The sequence below is a fragment of the Caulobacter sp. GW821-FHT10F06 genome (assembly GCF_058809215.1).
The window spans coordinates 1-18,994 of sequence record NZ_JBXASK010000009.1 but is presented as its reverse complement, the minus strand read 5'-3'; the positions used below and the strand labels follow the sequence as shown (position 1 = coordinate 18,994).

Below are 18,994 nucleotides of genomic sequence, written 5' to 3'. Positions count from 1 at the left end.
AAGTGCGCACGCATTTCGCCCCTCCCGCACCTGCGGCGGACAGAGGGGTTCCCGCCACAAGGGCGGGAATGACGACGAGCGGTCGGCCTTGCATCACAGTCATCCAAACGCGATGTAGGGACCATGGGTCTGTTCACCGCTCAGCGCTTCTCCGACGGCGACCGGCTGGACGTGGCCGGCTGCCCGGTGCGCCTGAAGGTCGACGGCCGCGCCCGCCGCATTTCGCTGCGGGTCGACCGCGCCAAGTCCGAGGTGGTGGCCCTGGCCCCCACCCCGCGCCGGCTGTCCGAAGCCGTCGCCTTCGCCCATGAGAAATCGGCCTGGATCGCCGGCCAGCTCGCCGCCCTGCCTGGCCGCATCCAGATCGCGCCCGGCGGAACCCTGCGCCTCTATGACGAGGCCTACCGTCTGGAGGTCGGACCTGGGCGACCACGCAAGGACGGCGACCGGCTGATCGCCCCCGATGACGCCAACTGGGGCCTGCGCATCCTGCGCTTGGCCAAGCGCGACGCCTTGGCGGTGCTGACCGAGCGCACGGCCGTCCACGCCGCCGCCCTGGGCCGCCCCATGCCCAGCGTCGCCGTCGCCGACCCCAAGGCCCGCTGGGGCTCGTGCCGCCCGGCCCGGCCGGGAAATCCGGCGGCCATCCGCTACAGCTGGCGGCTGATCCTGGCCCCGGCGGCGGTGGCCGACTATGTCGTCGCCCACGAGTGCGCCCACCTGATCGAAGCCAATCACGGCCCGAAGTTCTGGGCCCTGTGCGAGCGCCTGGTCGGCGATCCCGCCCCGCACCGCGCCTGGCTGCGGGCCCACGCCGCGGAGCTGCACGCGATTTCGGCGTGAGTTTCAGAAGACCGCGTCCAACTCAGCTTGTCATCCCGGCCGCAGCGCAGCGGAGAGCCGGGACCGCCGGAAGCGCGGCGCTTGCCGCGGTCCCGGATCGGCGCGCTGCGCGCTTGTCCGGGATGACAAGGTTTAGTGGGGCGAGGACGGGGACAGGCGGCTGTCTTTCCCAGGCGTTCGCGACATCGAACCAACGATTTCAACGCCATGCAACTTTCTCGGCCGCGCCAATCCACGGCGCTTCAACCCGCCCCATACTCATTGCTGTCCCCGTCGCAGGGGGAGGGCGCCTGGTACCGGCCCAAAGCGGCGATGGGGATGGAGCTGAGCGGGGCCGCGATGTCCTGGCCGGCGGGTCGAAGCGTGCGGGCTGTCTCAGAAGGACGGCGCAAGCGCCGAGTGGCTCGCAGGGCCGGAGCAAGCGCGGGAACGACAGGGCGGTGATCGTACAAGCCGCCTATCGGGGATAGTCGGGGTCGAGACGGACAGAGACCGATCGATCTTATCCCTGCCCGTCCGGGGGCTCTTGGGGACCCGAGCCGAAAAACGCTCACGCCTCCCATCCTCAGGTCAAGAACAGCGCCTGCGAAGCGGACGATCGAACCGAAACGCACACAACACATCACGGTCACCGGGTTCGTCCCGGCCGCTTCGCGCCTCCCCAACCCCTTCAGCGGCTCGTGCCGCGTGAGGCTGGAAAGCCGTGCGTCCTTCGAGGCCCGCTGCGCAGGCGCCTCAGGATGAGGAGATCAGATGCAAAAGGGTCCTCATCCTGAGGTGCGAGCCAGCGGCGAGCCTCGAAGGACGCACGAAGGACGCCGACCCCTCCGGCCGCTGCGCAGCCACCTCCCCCTTCAGGGGGAGGATCAGTACGGCAGGTTATCCGCGGGCGGGGTCGTCGAGGCCGGCACTTCGGCGTTGGGGCCTTCGGGCGTGGCCGAGGGGTCGATCAGGTCACCGATGGGGTCGGCGCCGCCGGGCGGGGGCGGTTCAACCGTGCCGCCGGGGATCGGGGTCGACTTCAGGCGCGGCAGGGCGGCGGTCATGAAGGTGCGCCAGATTTCGGCGGGCGCGCCGCCGCCGGTGACTTTCTTCATCGGCGTATTGTCGTCCTTGCCGGTCCACACGGCGGCGACGAAGCCGCCCGAATAGCCGACGAACCAGGCGTCGCGATAGTCGCTGGTGGTGCCGGTCTTGCCGGCGATATCGTAGCCGGCGACCTTGGCCCGCGTGCCGGTGCCCGAGGTGACGACCTGGCGCATCATCTGGTTCATGTACTGCAGGGCCGGCGAGCCGATCACGGCCGGTCGCGAGCTCTTCTCGACGCCGTGGTCGTACAGCACCTTGCCGCTGGCGGTTCGGATGCGTTCGATGCCGTAGCCCTTGGCCAGGAAGCCGCCGTTCGAGAACGGGGCGTAGGCCTGGGCCATTTCCATCGGCGACACCTCGACCGCGCCCAACGCCATCGACGGGTCCAGCTGGATCTTGCTGGTGATGCCCAGGCGCCGGGCGGTGGTGGCGACGTTGCTGGTGCCGACCTCGTTGGCCAGGCGCGCGGCGACCGTGTTGATCGACTGGGCCAGGGCCGTCTGCAGGGTCATCGGGCCCAGATACTTGTTGGTGTAGTTCTTGGGCTCCCAGTTGCCGATCTTCACCGGCTCGTCGACCACCATGACGTTGGGCGTGCGGCCCTGCTCCATGGCGGTGAGATAGACGAACGGCTTGAAGGCCGAGCCGGCCTGGCGGCGGGCCGTGGTGGCGCGGTCGAACTGGGTCTCGCCATAGTCGGCGCCGCCGACATAGGCGCGGATGCGGCCTTCGCCGTCGATGGCCACCAGGGCCGCCTGCTCGACGCCCTGCTTGATGTGGCCCTCGACGCCCAGCTTCACCGAGCGTTCGGCCGCGACCTGGATCGGCAGATCCAGCGTGGTCTCGACGACAAGGTCTTCGGTCGGTTCGCCGACCAGAGAGCGGACCTGAGCGTCGATATAGTCGGTGAAATACTGCGCCCGCTGGTTGGCGAGGGTGGCCGAGACCTGGACCGGGGTCTTGAAGGCCTCATCGCGCTGCTCGGGCGTGATGGCCTTGATGCGCACCATCTCGTCGAGCACGACGGTGGCGCGGCGGGCGGCGCGCTCGCTGGCGCTGACCGGCGAATAGCGGGCCGGGCCCTTCATCATGCCGGCCAGCAGCGCGGCCTCGCCGATGGTCAGCTGATTGGCGGGCTTGTTGAAATAGCGCTGCGAGGCGGCCTCGATGCCATAGGCCCCGGCCCCGAAATAGACCCGGTTCATGTAGAGGGCCAGGATCTGCTTCTTGCTGAACTTCAGCTCCAGCCAGACGGCCAGGATCAGCTCCTGGGCCTTGCGGCGATAGTTCTGGGCCGGGCTGAGGAACAGGTTGCGGGCCAGCTGCTGGGTGATGGTCGAACCGCCGCGCTGAGGCCCGTCATGGGTCATGTTCCAGGCCACCGAGCGGATGATGCCCCAGGGGTTGAACCCGAAGTGATGGTAGAACTGGCGGTCCTCGATGGCCACGAAGGCGGCCGGGACGTATTCGGGCAGGGCGTCGATATCGACCGGCGGCGCGTACTGGCTGCCGCGCACGGCCAGCAGGGCGCCCGAGCGGTCCAGATAGTTGATCGAGGGCTGGCGCTTGACGTCATAGAGCTTGGACGTGTCGGGCAGGTCGCTGGCGAACACGGCGAAGAAGGCGACGATGAAGATCAGGCCCCAGACGCCGACGACCGTGCCCCAATAGAGCGCGGCTTGCAGCGGCGTGCGTTGCGGCTTCGCCGGCCTGTTCCCGCCGAAGGTTCCGTTCGCCATGTCGTCCTTATCCCAGGGTCCGGTCGAGGGTGCGTCGAGGGCCGCGCGCCAGTGTCCCGTTTAGCCGAAGCCCACAAAACGCGCGACAAGATTGACGAGAGGTGAACGTGGAACACGGCGCTCTTGTGACGCGATAGGGCGGAAGGCCTATTGCCATTTTGAGTTGAGAAGTTTGTTCTTGATTTGATCACCAAGTCAGGAATGCCTTGGCGCTGCCTCCGCCCGCTGTCAAAAGTCCCGCCGTGCCCACGATCGTTGATTCACCCGACCTCGACACCGCTCGCGACGTGCTGCGCCGCACGTTCGGCCATGCCGACTTCCGGGGCCTGCAGGCCGGGGTGATCGGCGAGCTGCTGGCCGGGCGCAGCGCCATGGCCGTGCTGCCGACCGGCGGCGGCAAGAGCCTGTGCTACCAGATCCCCGCCCTGATCCGTCCGGGCCTGGGGCTGGTGGTCTCGCCGCTGATCGCTCTGATGGCCGACCAGGTGGCCGGACTGCAGCAAGCCGGCGTCGCGGCCGAGCGGCTGGACTCCAACACGCTGCCTGACGAGCGCGCCGACATCTGGCGGCGCATCGACGCGGGTCAGCTGGACCTACTGTACCTGTCGCCCGAAGGCCTGATGCAGCCGTCGATGCTAGACCGGCTGTCGCGGTTGAACCTGGCCCTGGTCGCCGTCGACGAGGCCCACTGCGTCAGCCAGTGGGGCCACGATTTCCGGCCTGAGTACCGGATGCTTGGGCGCATCGCCGAGGTGTTCCCCAACGTCCCGCGCCTGGCGGTGACCGCCACCGCCGACGCCCGGACCCGCGACGACATTCGCACCGAGCTGCGCCTGGACGGCGCGGCCGAGTTCGTCGACAGCTTCGCCCGTCCCGAACTGGCGCTCAACGCCGAACGCAAGCGCGGCAAGGGCCATGACCGGGTGGTCGAGCTCGTTCTGGAGCGTCCCAATCGCGCCGGCGTCGTCTATGCCGGCAGCCGCGACTCCACCGAAAAGCTGGCCGAGAAGCTGATCGCCGAGGGCGTACCGGCTCTGGCCTATCACGCCGGCCTCGACAAGACCGTCCGCGCCCGGCGGCTAGAGGAGTTTCTCGAGGCCGACGCCGCGGTGATGGTCGCGACCATCGCCTTCGGCATGGGCGTCGACAAGCCCGACGTCCGCTTCGTGATCCACGCAGATCCGCCCGCCGCCATCGAGGCCTACTGGCAGGAGATCGGCCGCGCCGGGCGCGACGGCCAGCCGGCCGAGGGCATCACGCTTTATGGCTCGGCGGATCTGGCCTGGGCCGGCAAGCGCATCGAGAGCCGCGAGGCGCCCGACGAGGTCAAGCAGGTCCAGAACCGCAAGCTGCGGCAGTTCTATGCGATGCTGGAGGGCGTCACCTGCCGCGCCGCCGCCGTACGCCGCTATTTCGGTGAGGAGGGCGTGGCCCGTTGCGGGGTCTGCGACATCTGCACCTCGCCGCCCAAGGGCATCGACGCCACCGAGGCGGCCCAGAAGGCGCTGTCGGCCGCTCACCGCCTGGGCGGACGGTTCGGGCGCGGCCGCCTGATCGATCACCTGCTGGGCAAGACCAAGGATGTCACGCCACAGGAGGCCCAGATGTCGACCTTCGGCATCGGCCGCGAGTTCAGCCCCGTCACCTGGCGCGACCTGCTCGACACGTTGGTGTTCGAGGGCCTGCTGCGCGAGGACCCCAATGACGGCCGGCCCCTGATCGGGCTGGGCGACGTCGAGGGCGTCAAGCAGGTCTATCGCGGCGAGCGGCGGGTCAGCCTTCGCCAGCAGCCGGAAGCCGCCGCCGACACCCGCTCCGGGGCGCCCCGCAAGCGTCGCGAGGGCAAGGCCCTGACCGTGCCGATCGAAAACCAGGCCCTGTTCGAGGCCCTGCGGTCCTGGCGCAAGGAGCAGGCGCAGGCCCAGCACGTGCCGCCCTACGTCATCTTCCACGACGCCACCCTGGCCGAGATCGCGGCGGCGCGTCCGGGCAACCTCCAGGCGCTCGCCAAGGCCGGCGGCGTGGGCCAGGGCAAGCTGGATCGCTACGGCGAGGCGGTGCTGAAGGTGGTGAAGGACAATTAGAGCCGGGTGGCCATGACGCCCGAGGCGCGCATCGCCCCCAGCCGGGCGAAGGCTAGGGTCAGGGCCTTGCGGCGGGCGGGCGCCAGCGGCGCGACCGGCGCCTCGCGGACCACGGCCCCGCCAAAGCCGTCGGCGACGATCATCCCCGGCTCGTCGGGCAGGACGCCTTCGGGAAAATGGGGAGCGACGGCGAAGTAGAAGGCGTCGCAATAGGGCGCGTATTCGGGCCACTTGCGATCGACGCGGAAGTCCTCGAGGCCCGACTTCACCTCGACGATGATGATGTCGCCCTTGGGTCCCAGCGCCATCAGATCGGCCCGCCGGCCGTTGGGCAGGGTCACCTCGGCCAGCGGCGCATAGCCCAGGTCGATCAGGAACCGCGCGGCCCCGCGGGTCACCGCATCGGTGGTCTCGGGCCGCGATGGGCGAAGGTCGATCACGACGTCCATGTTGCGATCTTGTTCCATCTTTGTTCGCCCCGCAAGTCCAAGATGGCATACTCTCGTAACCATGGGTCGAAACGGGATCACAACCTATCGACGCAATACTGAAGCTTGATCGTCGCAATGGGGTGCGACGCCGGGCGGGACAGAATGTCGAAACACGTTGCTCTAGCGACCATGGCCGCGGCCGTGGCGATAACCCCCGCCTTGGCCTTCGCCCAGCCTGCGAAGCCGGAGACCGAGACGGTCGCCTTCGGCACGCTGAAGCCCGCGCCTCTGGTCACCCGGTCGTCCGGGCGGTCGATCTTCATCGTCGGCGGCCTCGTCGGCGCGCTGGTGGACATGTCCGAAGGCAAGGACATCGCTCGGAAGAACGATATCCGCGATCCCGCCGTCGACATCTCGCGCTCTCTGGCCCGCACCCTGGCGGACCGTCGGGGCGGCGTCCTGCTGGAGACGCCGCTCGATTTTGGCGACATGAAGCCGCCCGAGGTCGCCAAGGCCGGCGGCCAGGCCCGCTACGTGGTCAACGTCGTCACCCGCCAACAGGACATGTGGTGGTATTCCACGAAGTGGAACCGGTACTTCATCACCTATCAGGCCCAGATGAACGTGCTGGACGGCCGGACCGGCGCGATCCTGGCCTACGATCACTGCAAGTGGAAGACGGCGAAGGCCTCGGCCCAAACCCGCGACGACCTGCTGAAGGACGGCGCGCGAGGGCTGAAGGGCGAGCTTGGGGTCGCCGGCGCGACCTGCCTGGCGCAGTTCGAGCGCAAGCTCGAGCCGCTCTGGCTGCGGGACCCGTTGACGGCCGAAGCCGCGCCCGCGCCGATCGCCGCGCCGTCGCCTGTCAAGGGCGTGTTCCAGGCGGCGCTGACCACGTTGGCGCCCCCCAGAGAGCCGGTTGAAGCCGTCGCAGCGCCGCCGCTCCCGCCGCCTCTGTCCAGGCCGACCGAACCGACGGTGGTTAGCAACGAGGCAACTCCGACTCCGCCTCGGATCGCGCCCGACACTCCGCCGGCGCGTGAGCCCATGACGCTGGACACAGGCCTGCCGGCCTATGTCGAATATCCCTATGCGCGTCCGGGGGAGGCGCCGCCGCCGAGGGTTCGGCGGCCCCTCTATCGCTATGCCGGCCGCGACGCCGACGGCTATCTGGTTTGGCCCGGCAAGCGTCCCTAGGGCGCGGGCTGTTTGGTCTGGCGGAGCATCGTGGTGTCGTAGCCCAGGGCCCGGGCGCGGGCGGTGAGGGCTTCGCGCTCCAGGTCCGACGGCGGCTTGCGGGTGAGCAGCCAGAGATACTTGCCCGAACCTTCGCCGACGATGCTCCAGCTGTAGTCGTCAGCGTGGTCGAGCACCCAGTAGTCGCCCCAGAACGGGCCAAAGAACGAGACCTTCAGCTTGGCGCCAGTCGCCGGATCGACGACCTTGGCCCTGCCTTCGCTGGTCTTGACCGGCCCGTCGACCGCGCCCTTGTGGCAGGTGTTGAGCACGCGGATCAGGCCGTCGGGACGCTTGGAATATTCGGCGGTGACGCCTTCGCAGCCCTTCTCGAACCGCATGTCGTAGCGGGCGACCTCGTACCATTTGCCGGCATAGCGCGCGAGATCGACCGCCTTGGCGGGCTGGGGCGGATGCGGATTGCCGCTGGGCTGGCTGGAACAGGCGGCCAGCAGGAGGACGGCGGCGATGGGGGCGAAGTGCTTCATCATGATCATGCCGGCGGCTGGGCGGGGAATTCGAGCTTGGCGTAGCCCAGCGCCTTGACCTTGGCCAAGGCGGCCTCCCGGGCGGAGGGGCTCATCACGGCCTCGCGCGATAGCAGCCAGACATAGTTGCCGCCCGGCGTGGCCATGATCGCCCAGGACTGGTCGTCGGCCCGGTCGAGGACCCAGTATTCCTGCTTCTTCAGCCCGCCCAGAAAGCTCATCGAGAACTTGGCGTTCTTGGGCTCGCTGGCGACGATCTTGCCGGTGGTGTTGAACGTCTTGGCCGCGCCCGAGGCCGAGCCCTTGCGGCAGACCTGGACGACCTTGAAGCCGTTGGCGCCGGTGCTGGTGAACTGGGTGGTGGCGGCCTGGCAGTCGCGCTGCCCCGAATTGGGCGTGCGGGCGATCTCGTACCATTTGCCGGAATAGAAGGCCTCGGACACCGGCTTGGCCGGAGGCTGAGCGGCGGCGAGGGCCGCGCCGGCGATGGATGCGCTCAGGGCCGCGCCGATGAGGATCGAGGTCGAGCTATGCATCTGGAGACCTTGCCAACGAGGGAACTCAAACGCAAACCACCCGCCGGTGTTCCGGCGGGTGGTCCGTTCCAAGGCCCTAACGCCGGCTATTCGGCGGCGATGCTCACACCGCCCACCGGACGATCCTTGAAGTTGATGGCCTGCAGGTGGCGGATGCCCTCCTCGGCGATGTCGTCTCCGACCATGCGGTCGCCCTCGCCCTTCAGCTCGTCGATATCGACGTACATGGCGTAGAAGGCCTTGGTGCGGTCGGTGATGATCCCGGCGTTCAACAGCGTCTTTACGAGCACCCGGAAGATGTTGGTCTGCTCCTTCATGTGCTCGCGACGCACGTCGTCGGTCATGATCTTCCCGTACTCCTCGACCACCTTGTCGGGATCCAGGCCAAATTCGGCGTAGAGATCCAGCTGCTGGTGCGGGGAAACCAGGTTGAACAGCAGGGTCTGGAAGCAGTGCGCCGCCCAGTCCTCGATGATCGCGTGCTCTTCCGGCGACAGCTTGGGCACCGTGCGGTCGGCCCAGATCTTCCCGAACTTGTGGTGGAAGGCCTCGTCGGTCATCACCAGCTGCAGCATCTTCTTGCCGACCGGATCGTGGATCTGGTTGTAGAAGGTGGCGAAGGCGCCCATGGCCAGGCCCTCGACCAGCATCTGCATGCCGATGATCTTCTTGTAGACCTCGGGCGCGCCGATGATCTCGACCAGCAGGGTCTTCAGGGCCGGGCCGCACTCGACCGGCTTGCCCCAGCGAGCCTTGATGTACTTGGCGAAGGCCGTGACGTGGCGGGCTTCCTCGCGGGTCTGGTTGGCGGCGTATTCCTGCGCGCCCTGGTCCTTGAGCACGTGGCACAGCGAGGCCGACAGGTTCAGCGCGCCCTGCTCGCCGTGCAGGATCGACGAGAAGCTGCGCAGCACCGACTGGTTGATGAAGCGGATGCGCTGCTTGGGGTCGCTGAGGTGATTGGAGACGTAATCGGTCGACAGGGCGATCACGAGATCCTCGGGCACCAGGGCCTGGTTCTCCATGTCGAACGGCTCGTCGAAATCGATATAGGTCTTGTCCAGCGGATCCCAGAAGTGGTCGTGGGTCGCCGAGATGATCTTGTCGAACGCCGAGGAGCGGTTGTTGTAGCGGTCGAGTTCGAGCATCGACTCGAAATCGTCCGGCGCAACCGCGTCGTACATGGCGTCCTTGGTGATGTTCTTGTCCGTCACGTAACCTCTCCTATCGGCCAGGCTCGGGGTCCGTCTGACGCGGACCTCCGGCGATCTAAACACTGTCAACTCAATCCCAGCGGCGGGTCAAATTAAAAATGACGGATGCGTCAAGTTCAGAGGGCGGACATTAGGATGGGCGAGCCGCTGAACATCTTCGTGCTGACCGGGGCCGGGATCTCGGCCGAGAGCGGCCTGTCGACCTTCCGCGACGCCGATGGCCTGTGGACCCAGAACGACCTGGCGCAGCTGGCCACGCCCGAGGGCTTCGCCAAGAACCCCGAGCGGGTGCGGGAGTTCTATTCGGTCCGCCGCAAGGCCCTGGAGATCGCCGCCCCCAACGCCGCCCACAAGGCGTTGGCCCGGCTGGAGGCCGAGATGACGGCGCGGGGCGGATGGGTGTTCCTGTGCACCCAGAACGTCGACGACCTGCACGAGAAGGCCGGCAGCCAGCGGGTCGTCCACATGCATGGCGAGCTGACCGTCACGCTGTGCACCCTGTGCGCCGGTCGCTGGACCGATCGCGGCCCGCTCAGCGCCCGCCAGGTCTGCCCCGAATGCGGCGCGATCGGCACGACACGGCCCCACGTCGTCTGGTTCGGCGAAATGCCCCTGCGCATGGACGAGGTCGAGCGGGCGCTGGAGGAGGCCGACCTGTTCGTCGCCATCGGCACCTCGGGCGCGGTCTATCCCGCGGCCGGCTTCGTGGCCGAGGCCCGGGCCCTGGGCATACCGACCTGCGAGATCAACGTCCGCCGCTCCGATAACGCCCACGCCTTCGACAAGCGATTGTACGGCCCGGCGACGCAGAAGGTGCCCGAATGGGTCAGCGAAGTGCTGGACGATGGTCGGCGCTCCTGGGACGTGCGATAGATCGGCAAACTCGCCCCCTCCGCGCTGCGCGCTCCTCCCCCATAGGGGGAAGATGATCCGATCCGCCCCCTATGGGGGCGGGCGACCTGCGAAGCAGGTCCGGTGGGGGCAAGTCTGGCGGACACGGCTTCGCCGCTTCACGCGGATCGCCGCTGAAGGTCGGGAAGGGTCGCGGAGCGCCCGGGCCTCGCCCGGAGGTGGGTTAGATGATTACCGTTTCGACGAAGACAGACGCTCCGCGTGACCGTTATCCCTCTGGCCGGGGCGCGCGGGTCTGGTTCAACCCTTTGCCCCACCCGGATTTGTCCTCCTCGCGACGGACCCAGCCCTGGGGCTGCAAGCCACGCCGATTCCGGAGGGACCCGGAGCGGACCTTCGGACGGGCGGGGTTTTTAGCTTTCCCCCGATGGATGGGTTTACGTCCCCCATCCTCGCTCCCGCGCGATCACCCCTGACAGCCGTCGCAGTCGCCGGCCGGACGCCCTTCCCGTGCTGTCAGGTGAGATCAGTATGCGGGTGGTTTCCGGCGCGTCTGACGGCACGGTGCGAGAAAATCGTAAGGCGTTGATTTCACGGCGTTCGATCCCGCGAACGCCGGGGACCGACGCCGCTCTATCCCCGCGCTGGACAGCGGTCGCCGATCCGCCTTCACTCGCCGCGTCGAGAGGATCAAGGTTTCCATGCGCAAGACGGCCACGCGTTCGAAGACCGGCAAGGCCTCGGCCGTCCAGGCGGCGGGCCAGTGCGCCTGCGGGACGGTGAAGCTGGAGATCGACGTCCCGGCGCGGTGGGCGTTCCACGACCATTCGGCCGCCAGCCGGCTGGCCCAGGGCTGCGCCTACGCCACCTATGTCGGCAGCTATCGCAGCCGCTTTCGCCTGCTCGAAGGGGCTGACAGCCTGACGCGGTTCGAGGATATCGAGGCTGGAACGGCGCGCAGCTTCTGCGCGCGCTGCGGCACGCCGGTGCTCTATGAGCGGCCGCGCGCGCCGACCATGATCAACATCCCGCGCGCCCTGTTCGCCGAGCGCACCGGCCGCGAGCCGCGCTACCACACCGCCCTCGACCAGGCGCCCGACTGGGCCTATTCGGGCGCGGAATTGGCCCCGCTGAAGGGCTATCCCGGCGTGATGTGGGAGCGCCCCAGGCGCAAGCCGAAGCCCAAGGCCCGCGCGCTGGAGGACTGGGATGATGTCTAGGGCTGGCTCTGGCCGACGCCAGACGCCCCCTCCGTCACGCTGCGTATTCGCAGCGCGCCACCTCCCCCGTTGCACAGGTGAGGAGGACGGTCGCTGATCTTCTCCTCCCCTGCGAAGCGGGGGAGGTGGCGCGGCGCCGATAGGCGACGTGACGGAGGGGGCGTTCTCGGCGCGGACGTCCTCAACACCGCACAGGGTGGCCTGAGCGCGCGCCGCGGGGTAACACCCTGGCATGGCACGAACCAAGCAAAGCGCTGATCTCGAGATCGAAGTCGATGGGGAGCCCTATGTCTGGCGGCTTCATCGCCAGCCGGGGTGGTCCAGCGACGCGCCCGTGCGACACGGCATGGCCATCGCCGTGCGTCACCAGGAAGGTCAGCGCGAAGCCGTGGTGGAGTTTCCACCCGGCCCCGAGCCCCGCTACGGCGCGCCGCTGCTGAAGCCTTCGCATATTGCGCCGCAACTGGTGAAGAACGCGATCGCGTCGGCCATCGCGGCCGGGTGGGACCCGCATTCCCGCGGCAAGACGGTCGCCATCGTCGTGGACGCCACCGGCTCTTGAGCCGCCTAGGGCTCGCGGTCACCTTCCAGCGTCGCCAGCACGGCCGGCTGCTTGCGCGCCAGCTCTGCCAGTCGCTCGACCAGGGCTTCGCGGGTGTCCAGCGCCAGGCCGTCGCGCAGGCGGGCCATGCGCTCGCGGACCTTCGAGAGATCCGCGGCGTTGGCGGCCACGGCCACCGCCGCCTGGTGCTTGCAGGCCCCGAACTTCTCGAAGCCCAGGCAGGTGCAGGCGCCCTCGCCGTCCGGCGCGCGCAGCTCCACCACATAGAGGTCGCCGACGCTGCCGGTGACATGGGCGGTGACGCGCTCGTCGTCGACGGCCACCAGATCGACCGCGCCTTTCTCGGCCATGGCTTCGCCGCTCTCGAACCAGCGCTCGTCCATGCGGCCGCGCCAGGCGTCGATATCGAAACAGGGCAGGCTCATCAGGCGTCCTCGATGCGGTGGATGTCGTCGTCGGACAGGCCGAAATGGTGGCCGATCTCGTGGACCAGGACGTGGGCGATCAGTTCGCCCAGGCCGACGTCGCCGCGCTCGCACCATTCGTCGAGGATCGGGCGACGGTACAGGAACACCATCGAGGGCTGCGGCGCGGGGTCCAGCACCGAGCGGCGGCCCAGGTCGACACCCTGGTAGAGGCCGGTCAGCTCGAAGGGATCGTCGATGCCCAGATCGTCCAGCACCTCGTCGCTGGCGAAGTCATCGACCCGCAGCACCACGTCGCCGCTGAGCGCGCGGAAGTTTCCCGGCAGGGCCTTGAAGGCGGCCTCGGCCAGGGCGGCGAAGTCATCCAGAGAAGGGGCCAGCGCGGGCGCGAGGCGATCGGTCCAGTCCATGCCCTCCCAATAGCCCGATTGGAGCGCTTGGCCAGCCCAGACGACGCCCGGCCCGCGACATCCCGCGACAGCGCAGCTGATCGCGCTCTGGTCACGGCCGGACTAATCTGTGATTCTGATTCGGACCCCGCCAGGGGGTTCCGCCTGGGGCTTGAGCGACCGGCCTGATGACTTCGTACGAATTGATCCTCGCGGCGGCGGCCGGCGCGGTCTGTCTCGCCATTTGCGCGACGTTGTGGGCGCTTGCCCAGCGTCGGGGTTTCGAGGCGCGGCTGGCGGTGTTGCAGAGCCGGCTTTCGGGCCTGGGAAGCGGCGTCCTGGCCGCCCAGGCCTCGGCCGAGGCCTTCGACAACGCCCTGATCTCCGTCGAGGACGGCCAGGCCGAGCTGGTCTCCGGCGCCGACAGCCTGGCGGCCTGCGCCCAGCTGCTGGGCGTCGCCGCCGACGCCCAGGACGTGGTCCAGGCCCTGATCCGGGTCGATCCCCATCACGCCGGCAAGCTGGCGGACCTGTTCGAGCGCGGCGAGCCCTGCGCCTTCGAGGCCCAGGGCAAGACAGGGTCTGTCTCGGTCGAGGGCCGCGCGGCCGGCGCCCTGGCCTGGCTGCGCCTGTCGGTCTCGGCCTCGGAGCAGGCCGGCCTGCCGTCGGCCAGCCGCTTCGCCGCCTTCCTCGACAGCCAGGTCGAGCCGGCCTGGATCGCCAGCGCCGACGGCGCGGCCGTCTGGGGCAACGCCGCCTTCCTGCGCGCCGTGGGCGCGACCTCGTCCTCGGCCCTGGCCGGCAAGAGCTTCGACCGCGCCGCCGACGCCCTGGCCACCGAGGCCGCCAACACCGGCGAACCGCGTGAAGCGGTGCGCTGGGTCAATATCGAGGGCCGCCGGCGGGCGTTCCGCATCGCCGCCCAGTCGCTCGAGGGCGGCGGCGTCGGGGTGTTCTGCAGCGACGTCACCGAGGTCGAGGACATGCGCGACGCGCTGAAGAAGCACGTCGAGGCCCACGACGAGACCCTCAACCACATCGCCGACGCGGTGGCGATCTTCAGCCAGACCCGCCGCCTGTCGTTCTACAACACCGCCTTCGCCGAGCTGTGGGGCCTGGAGCCGGCCTGGCTGGCTGACCGTCCGACCCATGGCGAGGTTCTGGATCGCCTGCGCCAGCGTCGTCGCCTGCCCGAGACCATCGACTACGCCAAGTGGAAGGCCGAAGAGCTGGCCCACTACGAGGACCTGGGGCCCCAGGCCGACGAGCTGTGGGACCTGCCCGACCGTCGCACCCTGAAGGTGATCCGCCAGCCGCACCCGATGGGCGGCATGCTGCTGCTCTATTCCGACATCACCGGCGAGCTGCGCCTGAAGGCCCAGTACAACGCCCTGATCCAGGTGCAGCAGGCCACGCTGGACAAGCTGAACGACGCCGTCGCGGTGTTCGGCTCGGACGGCCGCCTGCGCCTGCATAACGAGGCCTTCGAGAACTTCTGGAACGTCACGGCCTTCGCGCTGGAGGCGGCCGTCGACTTCGAAGGCGTGGTGGATCTGTGCGTGCCGCGCCTGCACGACCTGTCGTTCTGGCGCGAGCTGAAGGGTCGGGTCGCCGATCCGGATCCGCAGATGCGCTCGCCGACCTCGGGCGAGGTGCGCACCTCGGACGGCCGGATCGTGCTCTACCAGAGCCGGCCGCTGCCGGACGGCGCGACCCTGATCGCCTTCGCCGACGTCACCGACACCCGCGACCTGCAAAGCGCCCTGGCCGATCGCTCCGCCGCCCTGGCCGAGGCCGAGCGGCTGAAGCGCGACTTCGTCGGCAACGTCTCCTACGAGCTGCGCACGCCGCTCACCACGATCATCGGCTATTCGGAGCTGCTGGAGCGGGCCGACGGCCTGCACGAACGCGGCCGCAACCACGTGGCCGCCGTCCGCGCCGCCGCCACGCAGCTGGCCCGCTCGATCGACGACGTGCTGGACATGGCCCAGATCGACGCCGGCGAAATGGCGCTGGAGATCGAGGACATCCGCGTCGCCGACCTGCTGGTCGACGCCCGCGAGCGCGCCGCCAAGGACGCCCAGCTGGGCGGGGTGACCCTGGCCATCGAGTGCGACGACGACGTCGGCCTGATCCGCGGCGACCTCAAGCGCCTCTCCCAGACCCTGGACCACCTGGTCGAGAACGCCCTGCGCCAGACCCCGCCGGACGGCGTCGTCACCCTGACCGCCCGCCGGGCGCTGGGCGAGGTGCGGCTGGACGTCAAGGACACCGGCCGCGGCGTGCCCTTCCACGTCCAGGCCCACATCTTCGACCGCTTCGTCGGCCGCGATCGCGGCGGCCCGGGCCTGGGCCTGGCCCTGGTCAAGGCGCTGGTCGAGCTGCACGGCGGCTGGGTGGCGCTGGAGAGCGAGCCGGGCGCCGGGTCGACCTTCACCTGCCACCTGCCCGAGACCCAGCAGCCGGGCGCGATGCAGCCGGAGCTGTCCTTCTAGGCGTCGCGCTTCAGGGCCGCCGTCACGCGGCGGCCTCGGGCGCGTCGCGCACCAGCAGGATCGTCGCGCCCATCACGGCCACGGCGGCCGCGACCAGCGGCAGGGCCAGGCCGCCGAACCGAAGCATCACGGCCCCGGCGAAGGCGCCGGCCAGGATCGAGCCGATCGCCGACAGCCGCCGGACGAGGTTGGGATTGCCCCCGCCGGCCAGTTTGGAGTCTGCGGCGATGCCGGTCACCGTCAGGGTCAGCACCGTGGTGGTCAGGTCGGCGACCTTCAGCTGACGGACCGTGGCGTTGCGGCCGCCCATGGCCGCGGCGGTCAGGGCGATCATCGCCATCAACGCCCAGCCGGGCGCGGCCGAGATGGGGTCGTAGGCGATCGAGCAGGCGGCGGCGGTCAGCAGCATCACGGCCTCGAAGCCGGCCATGATCAGCAGCCACCGGCGGCGACCGCCGGGCCGGACGTGGCGCTCGATCCGTCCGGCGACGCCCGCGCCCAGGGCGAAGAACGCCAGGGCCGCCACATAGAGCCGCCACTTGAAGCCCGGAACCCCGGCCAGGGCGAAGGCCAGGAAGACGATGTTGCCGGTCATGTTGGCCGTGAACACCTTCGACAGCCCCAGGATGCTGACGGCGTCGATCAGGCCCGTGGTGAACGACAACAGCACCAGCAGGGGGACCATCGGGTCACGGGCGGTCGGTGAAGCGGCGGTCACGCCGTCGCCTCCGGCGGGCGGCGGACGAGGAAGACCGCGCCGCGCCAGTCGAGGACGGCGTCGACGAAGCGCGGGTCGGAACGGGTGGATGGCTGGCGCATGGTCATCCCTTCCCTCAGACGGCCCAGCAGCCGCAGCCGAGCGAACCCCAGAACGTCTGCATGTCGGCGGTCGGCGCCTCGGCTCCGAGGGCGGCGGCGTGGTCGTGGCCATGAACGTTGCAGGACGCGGCGCAGGCGCAGGCCGAGGCCAGCAGCGAGCGAGATTTCTCACCGCGCCAATAGCCGCCGAACGCGCGGACCGGCGCCCAGTCGGGCATCGGCGCGGGCAGGGCCGGCGCCAGGCTGGAATAGTCGCCGTCGCCGTGCACGATCTTGCCGCCCAGCAGGGTCAGCACCGAGCGCAGGTGGACGATCTCGTCCTCGGGCACGGTGAAATAGTCGCCCGACAGCACCGCCAGGTCGGCCAGTTCGCCGGCCTTGATCCGCCCCTTCTTGCCCTGCTCGTTGGAGAACCAGGTGTTGGCCTCGGTCCACAGGCGCAGGGCCGTTTCGCGGTCCAGGCGGTTGGCGGCGGGATAGAGCCGCAGGCCGCCCACCGTCCTGGAGGTGACCAGCCAGGACAGCGAGACCCAGGGGTTGTAGCTGGCCACGCGGGTGGCGTCGGTGCCGGCGCCGACGGGGATGCCGGCCTCCATCATCCTGCGGATCGGCGGCGTGGCCTCGGCGGCCTTGGCGCCGTAGCGGGCGACGAAGTCCTCGCCCTGATAGGCCATGCGGTGCTGCACGGCGACGCCCCCGCCCAGGGCCGCGATGCGGTCGATGTTGCGCGCGCTGATGGTCTCGGCGTGGTCGAAGAACCAGTTGAGGCCCTGCAGCGGGATGTCCTGGTTGACCTTCTCGAACACGTCCAGCGCCCGGCCGATCGTCTGGTCGTAGGTGGCGTGCATCCGCCAGGGCCAGCGGCGCTCGGCCAGCAGCCGGATCACCGGCTCCAGGTCGCTCTCCATGTTGGCCGGCATATCGGGACGCTCGACCCGGAAATCCTCAAAGTCGGCGGCCGAATAGACCAGCATCTCGCCCGCGCCGTTGTGGCGGTAGGTGTCGTCGCCATCGCCCGGCTTGACCTTGGTCGACCAGTTGGCGAAGTCGGCCAGCTCTTCCTTCGGCTTCTGGGTGAAGAGGTTGTAGGCGATGCGCAGGGTCAGCTCGCCGTCCTGGTGCAGCGTCTCGATGATGTCGTAGTCGTCGGGATAGTTCTGGAAGCCGCCGCCGGCGTCGATGACGCTGGTCACGCCCAGGCTGTTGAGCTCGCGCATGAACTGGCGCGTGGAGTTCAGCTGGTGTTCCGGCGGCAGTTTCGGGCCCTTGGCCAGGGTGGCGTAGAGGATCGTGGCGTTGGGCTGGGCCAGCAGCAGGCCGGTGGGATTGCCGGCCGCGTCGCGGACGATCTCGCCGCCCGGCGGGTTGGGCGTGTCCTTGGCGTAGCCGACGGCGCGCAGGGCGGCGGCGTTCAGCAGCGCGCGATCATAGAGATGCAGGATGAAGACCGGCGTGTCGGGCGCGGCGGCGTTGATCTCCGCGATGGTCGGCAGGCGCTTTTCGGCGAACTGGTGCTCGGTGAAGCCACCCACCACCCGCACCCACTGCGGGGTCGGGGTGTTCCGGGCCTGGGCCTTCAGCATGGCCATGGCGTCGGCCAGGGTCGGCACGCCGTCCCAGCGCAGCTCCAGGTTGTAGTTCAGCCCGCCGCGGATGACGTGGATGTGGCTGTCGATCAGGCCAGGGATCAGCCGCCGGCCCTTGGCGTCGATCACCCGGGCGTCCTTGGCGGCCGCTGCGCGAGCCTCGGTCTCGGACCCGACGACCAGGAACTTGCCGTCCCGAATGACGAGCGCCTCTGCCCGGGGGTTCTCGCGATCGAGGGTGGTGATCTTGGCGTTCACGACGAGCAGGTCGGACATGGCGGTTTCCCGGAGAAAGCTGGGCCTGGAACAGAGAGGGAGGAGAATGGCGGCGGGAAAGGCCTCAGCCCAGCGCCGCGTCGGCGGGCGGGCGGGCGATCTGCGGACGCAGCACGCTGGCGGCGCAGTCGGTGCGGACATGGTCCATCACTGGGCGTTTGGTCGTCAGCGCTTGATCACCGGCGCGGCCTGCTCGCCCAACAGCATGCCGATTGGGCCAGGAGGCCCCGGCGAGCGAAAACAGACAGGGCTTCATTGCGAAACTCCCGGAGGGACGAAGGGAGGGGCCGGCCCACGGGCCAACCCGACAGTCGCACCCCGGATAGCACCGGAAAGCCCGCATGAGCGACGACGACCTCGACAAGTGTGAAGCGCTCGAGCGCCGCGGCCGCGCGCGCCGGATGATGGCGCTGGTGGCTTCAGGCCCGATGAACAAGCGGCAGGCTGGCGCTCAGCGAGATCGCCGTGAAGGTCCATCGCGGATCGGCGATGAAGAAGATGGGCGCGAAATCTCCGGCCAACCTGATGCGCCTGGCCGAGATCCTGACCCTGAGCGCCACGAAGGCAGGGTCCAAACGCAGAAACGGCCCTCTTGGGGTTGCCAAGAGGGCCGCTGCTTGTCCCACCGGGACGGGTCTTGGGTGCGGGGACAGGATTTGAACCTGTGACCTTCAGGTTATGAGCCTGACGAGCTACCGGGCTGCTCCACC

Annotated in this window: 18 protein-coding genes and 1 pseudogene; 9 read left to right on the top strand and 10 right to left on the bottom strand. The window is 69.2% G+C overall.

The annotated features are described in order from the left end of the window. Window positions 1-123 precede the first annotated feature (123 nt). Window positions 124-843, top strand: coding sequence for a M48 family metallopeptidase (locus AC1RUS_RS18960; protein ID WP_492918141.1), 720 nt, complete (start codon window positions 124-126; stop codon window positions 841-843). Window positions 844-1,547: 704 nt separating this feature from the next. Here the strand turns inward: AC1RUS_RS18960 and AC1RUS_RS18955 are convergent. Then, a pseudogene (locus AC1RUS_RS18955) lies at window positions 1,548-1,651 on the bottom strand (hypothetical protein); the annotation flags it as partial. Between the two features lie 58 nt (window positions 1,652-1,709). Next, complete coding sequence (locus AC1RUS_RS18950; protein WP_492918140.1) at window positions 1,710-3,671, bottom strand: transglycosylase domain-containing protein; 1,962 nt, start codon at window positions 3,669-3,671, stop codon at window positions 1,710-1,712. Window positions 3,672-3,913: 242 nt separating this feature from the next. Here AC1RUS_RS18950 and recQ point away from each other — a divergent pair, with 242 nt between their 5' ends. Further along, the gene (gene recQ / locus AC1RUS_RS18945; protein WP_492918139.1) at window positions 3,914-5,755 is read left to right on the top strand and encodes a DNA helicase RecQ; all 1,842 of its coding nucleotides are present in this window, start codon (window positions 3,914-3,916) and stop codon (window positions 5,753-5,755) included. Here recQ and mmcB read toward each other — a convergent pair. Continuing rightward, window positions 5,752-6,204, bottom strand: coding sequence for a DNA repair putative endonuclease MmcB (gene mmcB / locus AC1RUS_RS18940; RefSeq protein WP_492918350.1), 453 nt, complete (start codon window positions 6,202-6,204; stop codon window positions 5,752-5,754). The two genes, recQ and mmcB, sit on opposite strands and share 4 nt — an antisense overlap. Window positions 6,205-6,348: 144 nt before the next feature. Here mmcB and AC1RUS_RS18935 point away from each other — a divergent pair, with 144 nt between their 5' ends. Beyond that, window positions 6,349-7,383 carry a hypothetical protein gene (locus tag AC1RUS_RS18935; RefSeq protein WP_492918138.1) on the top strand — a complete coding sequence of 345 codons (1,035 nt, stop codon included), beginning with the start codon at window positions 6,349-6,351 and terminating at the stop codon, window positions 7,381-7,383. Here AC1RUS_RS18935 and AC1RUS_RS18930 read toward each other — a convergent pair. From AC1RUS_RS18930 to AC1RUS_RS18920, 3 genes are all read right to left on the bottom strand, one after another. Continuing rightward, window positions 7,380-7,919, bottom strand: a complete 540-nt coding sequence (locus AC1RUS_RS18930; RefSeq protein WP_492918137.1) for a lipocalin family protein — start codon at window positions 7,917-7,919, stop codon at window positions 7,380-7,382. The genes AC1RUS_RS18935 and AC1RUS_RS18930 overlap by 4 nt on opposite strands. After that, window positions 7,916-8,446: a lipocalin family protein gene (locus AC1RUS_RS18925; protein WP_492918136.1), complete on the bottom strand. Its 531-nt coding sequence runs from the start codon at window positions 8,444-8,446 to the stop codon at window positions 7,916-7,918. Before AC1RUS_RS18925 ends, AC1RUS_RS18930 begins: the two co-directional genes overlap by 4 nt. A gap of 86 nt (window positions 8,447-8,532) precedes the next feature. Further along, on the bottom strand, window positions 8,533-9,660 hold the full coding sequence (locus AC1RUS_RS18920) for a ferritin-like domain-containing protein (RefSeq protein ID WP_492918135.1): 1,128 nt from the start codon (window positions 9,658-9,660) through the stop codon (window positions 8,533-8,535). A gap of 135 nt (window positions 9,661-9,795) precedes the next feature. On the opposite strand from AC1RUS_RS18920, the gene AC1RUS_RS18915 reads away from it, so the two are divergent. The 4 genes from AC1RUS_RS18915 to AC1RUS_RS18900 all read left to right on the top strand — a co-directional run bounded on the left by AC1RUS_RS18915 (window position 9,796) and on the right by AC1RUS_RS18900 (window position 12,294). Continuing rightward, window positions 9,796-10,533, top strand: coding sequence for an NAD-dependent deacylase (locus tag AC1RUS_RS18915; protein WP_492918134.1), 738 nt, complete (start codon window positions 9,796-9,798; stop codon window positions 10,531-10,533). Between the two features lie 680 nt (window positions 10,534-11,213). Beyond that, window positions 11,214-11,732, top strand: coding sequence for a GFA family protein (locus tag AC1RUS_RS18910; protein ID WP_492918133.1), 519 nt, complete (start codon window positions 11,214-11,216; stop codon window positions 11,730-11,732). 2 nt (window positions 11,733-11,734) lie between these two features. Further along, window positions 11,735-11,875, top strand: coding sequence for a hypothetical protein (locus AC1RUS_RS18905; protein ID WP_492918349.1), 141 nt, complete (start codon window positions 11,735-11,737; stop codon window positions 11,873-11,875). Between the two features lie 89 nt (window positions 11,876-11,964). Next, complete coding sequence (locus tag AC1RUS_RS18900; RefSeq protein WP_492918132.1) at window positions 11,965-12,294, top strand: hypothetical protein; 330 nt, start codon at window positions 11,965-11,967, stop codon at window positions 12,292-12,294. 5 nt (window positions 12,295-12,299) lie between these two features. Here the strand turns inward: AC1RUS_RS18900 and AC1RUS_RS18895 are convergent, their stop codons facing one another. Continuing rightward, a complete protein-coding gene (locus tag AC1RUS_RS18895) occupies window positions 12,300-12,719 on the bottom strand; it encodes an SWIM zinc finger family protein (protein ID WP_492918131.1) in 420 nt (139 codons plus the stop codon). Beyond that, a complete protein-coding gene (locus tag AC1RUS_RS18890; RefSeq protein WP_492918130.1) occupies window positions 12,719-13,129 on the bottom strand; it encodes a metallopeptidase family protein in 411 nt (136 codons plus the stop codon). The genes AC1RUS_RS18895 and AC1RUS_RS18890 overlap by 1 nt, the downstream gene beginning before the upstream one ends. Before the next feature lie 167 nt (window positions 13,130-13,296). Between AC1RUS_RS18890 and divL the strand changes: the two genes are divergently transcribed. Further along, window positions 13,297-15,603, top strand: coding sequence for a cell cycle protein kinase DivL (gene divL / locus AC1RUS_RS18885; protein WP_492918129.1), 2,307 nt, complete (start codon window positions 13,297-13,299; stop codon window positions 15,601-15,603). Between the two features lie 22 nt (window positions 15,604-15,625). Here the strand turns inward: divL and AC1RUS_RS18880 are convergent, their stop codons facing one another. Both AC1RUS_RS18880 and AC1RUS_RS18875 read right to left on the bottom strand, forming a co-directional pair. Continuing rightward, entirely contained in the window at window positions 15,626-16,321 is a 696-nt protein-coding gene (locus AC1RUS_RS18880) for a YoaK family protein (RefSeq protein WP_492918128.1), read from the bottom strand. Between the two features lie 115 nt (window positions 16,322-16,436). Then, window positions 16,437-18,284 (bottom strand): amidohydrolase, encoded by a 1,848-nt coding sequence (locus AC1RUS_RS18875; RefSeq protein WP_492918127.1) that lies wholly within the window; start codon window positions 18,282-18,284, stop codon window positions 16,437-16,439. Window positions 18,285-18,625: 341 nt separating this feature from the next. On the opposite strand from AC1RUS_RS18875, the gene AC1RUS_RS18870 reads away from it, so the two are divergent. After that, window positions 18,626-18,952 (top strand): hypothetical protein, encoded by a 327-nt coding sequence (locus AC1RUS_RS18870; RefSeq protein WP_492918126.1) that lies wholly within the window; start codon window positions 18,626-18,628, stop codon window positions 18,950-18,952. Window positions 18,953-18,994 lie beyond the last annotated feature (42 nt).

Excerpts from the sequence above, each read along its gene's own strand:
- AC1RUS_RS18960 (WP_492918141.1), top strand. The coding sequence starts at position 124 with ATGGGTCTGTTCACCGCTCAGCGCTTCTCCGACGGCGACCGGCTGGAC.
- AC1RUS_RS18950 (WP_492918140.1), bottom strand. The coding sequence starts at position 3,671 with ATGGCGAACGGAACCTTCGGCGGGAACAGGCCGGCGAAGCCGCAACGC.
- mmcB (WP_492918350.1), bottom strand. The coding sequence starts at position 6,204 with ATGGACGTCGTGATCGACCTTCGCCCATCGCGGCCCGAGACCACCGAT.
- AC1RUS_RS18935 (WP_492918138.1), top strand. The coding sequence starts at position 6,349 with ATGTCGAAACACGTTGCTCTAGCGACCATGGCCGCGGCCGTGGCGATA.
- AC1RUS_RS18930 (WP_492918137.1), bottom strand. The coding sequence starts at position 7,919 with ATGATCATGATGAAGCACTTCGCCCCCATCGCCGCCGTCCTCCTGCTG.
- AC1RUS_RS18925 (WP_492918136.1), bottom strand. The coding sequence starts at position 8,446 with ATGCATAGCTCGACCTCGATCCTCATCGGCGCGGCCCTGAGCGCATCC.
- AC1RUS_RS18915 (WP_492918134.1), top strand. The coding sequence starts at position 9,796 with ATGGGCGAGCCGCTGAACATCTTCGTGCTGACCGGGGCCGGGATCTCG.
- AC1RUS_RS18910 (WP_492918133.1), top strand. The coding sequence starts at position 11,214 with ATGCGCAAGACGGCCACGCGTTCGAAGACCGGCAAGGCCTCGGCCGTC.
- AC1RUS_RS18900 (WP_492918132.1), top strand. The coding sequence starts at position 11,965 with ATGGCACGAACCAAGCAAAGCGCTGATCTCGAGATCGAAGTCGATGGG.
- AC1RUS_RS18895 (WP_492918131.1), bottom strand. The coding sequence starts at position 12,719 with ATGAGCCTGCCCTGTTTCGATATCGACGCCTGGCGCGGCCGCATGGAC.
- AC1RUS_RS18890 (WP_492918130.1), bottom strand. The coding sequence starts at position 13,129 with ATGGACTGGACCGATCGCCTCGCGCCCGCGCTGGCCCCTTCTCTGGAT.
- divL (WP_492918129.1), top strand. The coding sequence starts at position 13,297 with ATGACTTCGTACGAATTGATCCTCGCGGCGGCGGCCGGCGCGGTCTGT.
- AC1RUS_RS18875 (WP_492918127.1), bottom strand. The coding sequence starts at position 18,284 with ATGTCCGACCTGCTCGTCGTGAACGCCAAGATCACCACCCTCGATCGC.
- AC1RUS_RS18870 (WP_492918126.1), top strand. The coding sequence starts at position 18,626 with ATGAGCGACGACGACCTCGACAAGTGTGAAGCGCTCGAGCGCCGCGGC.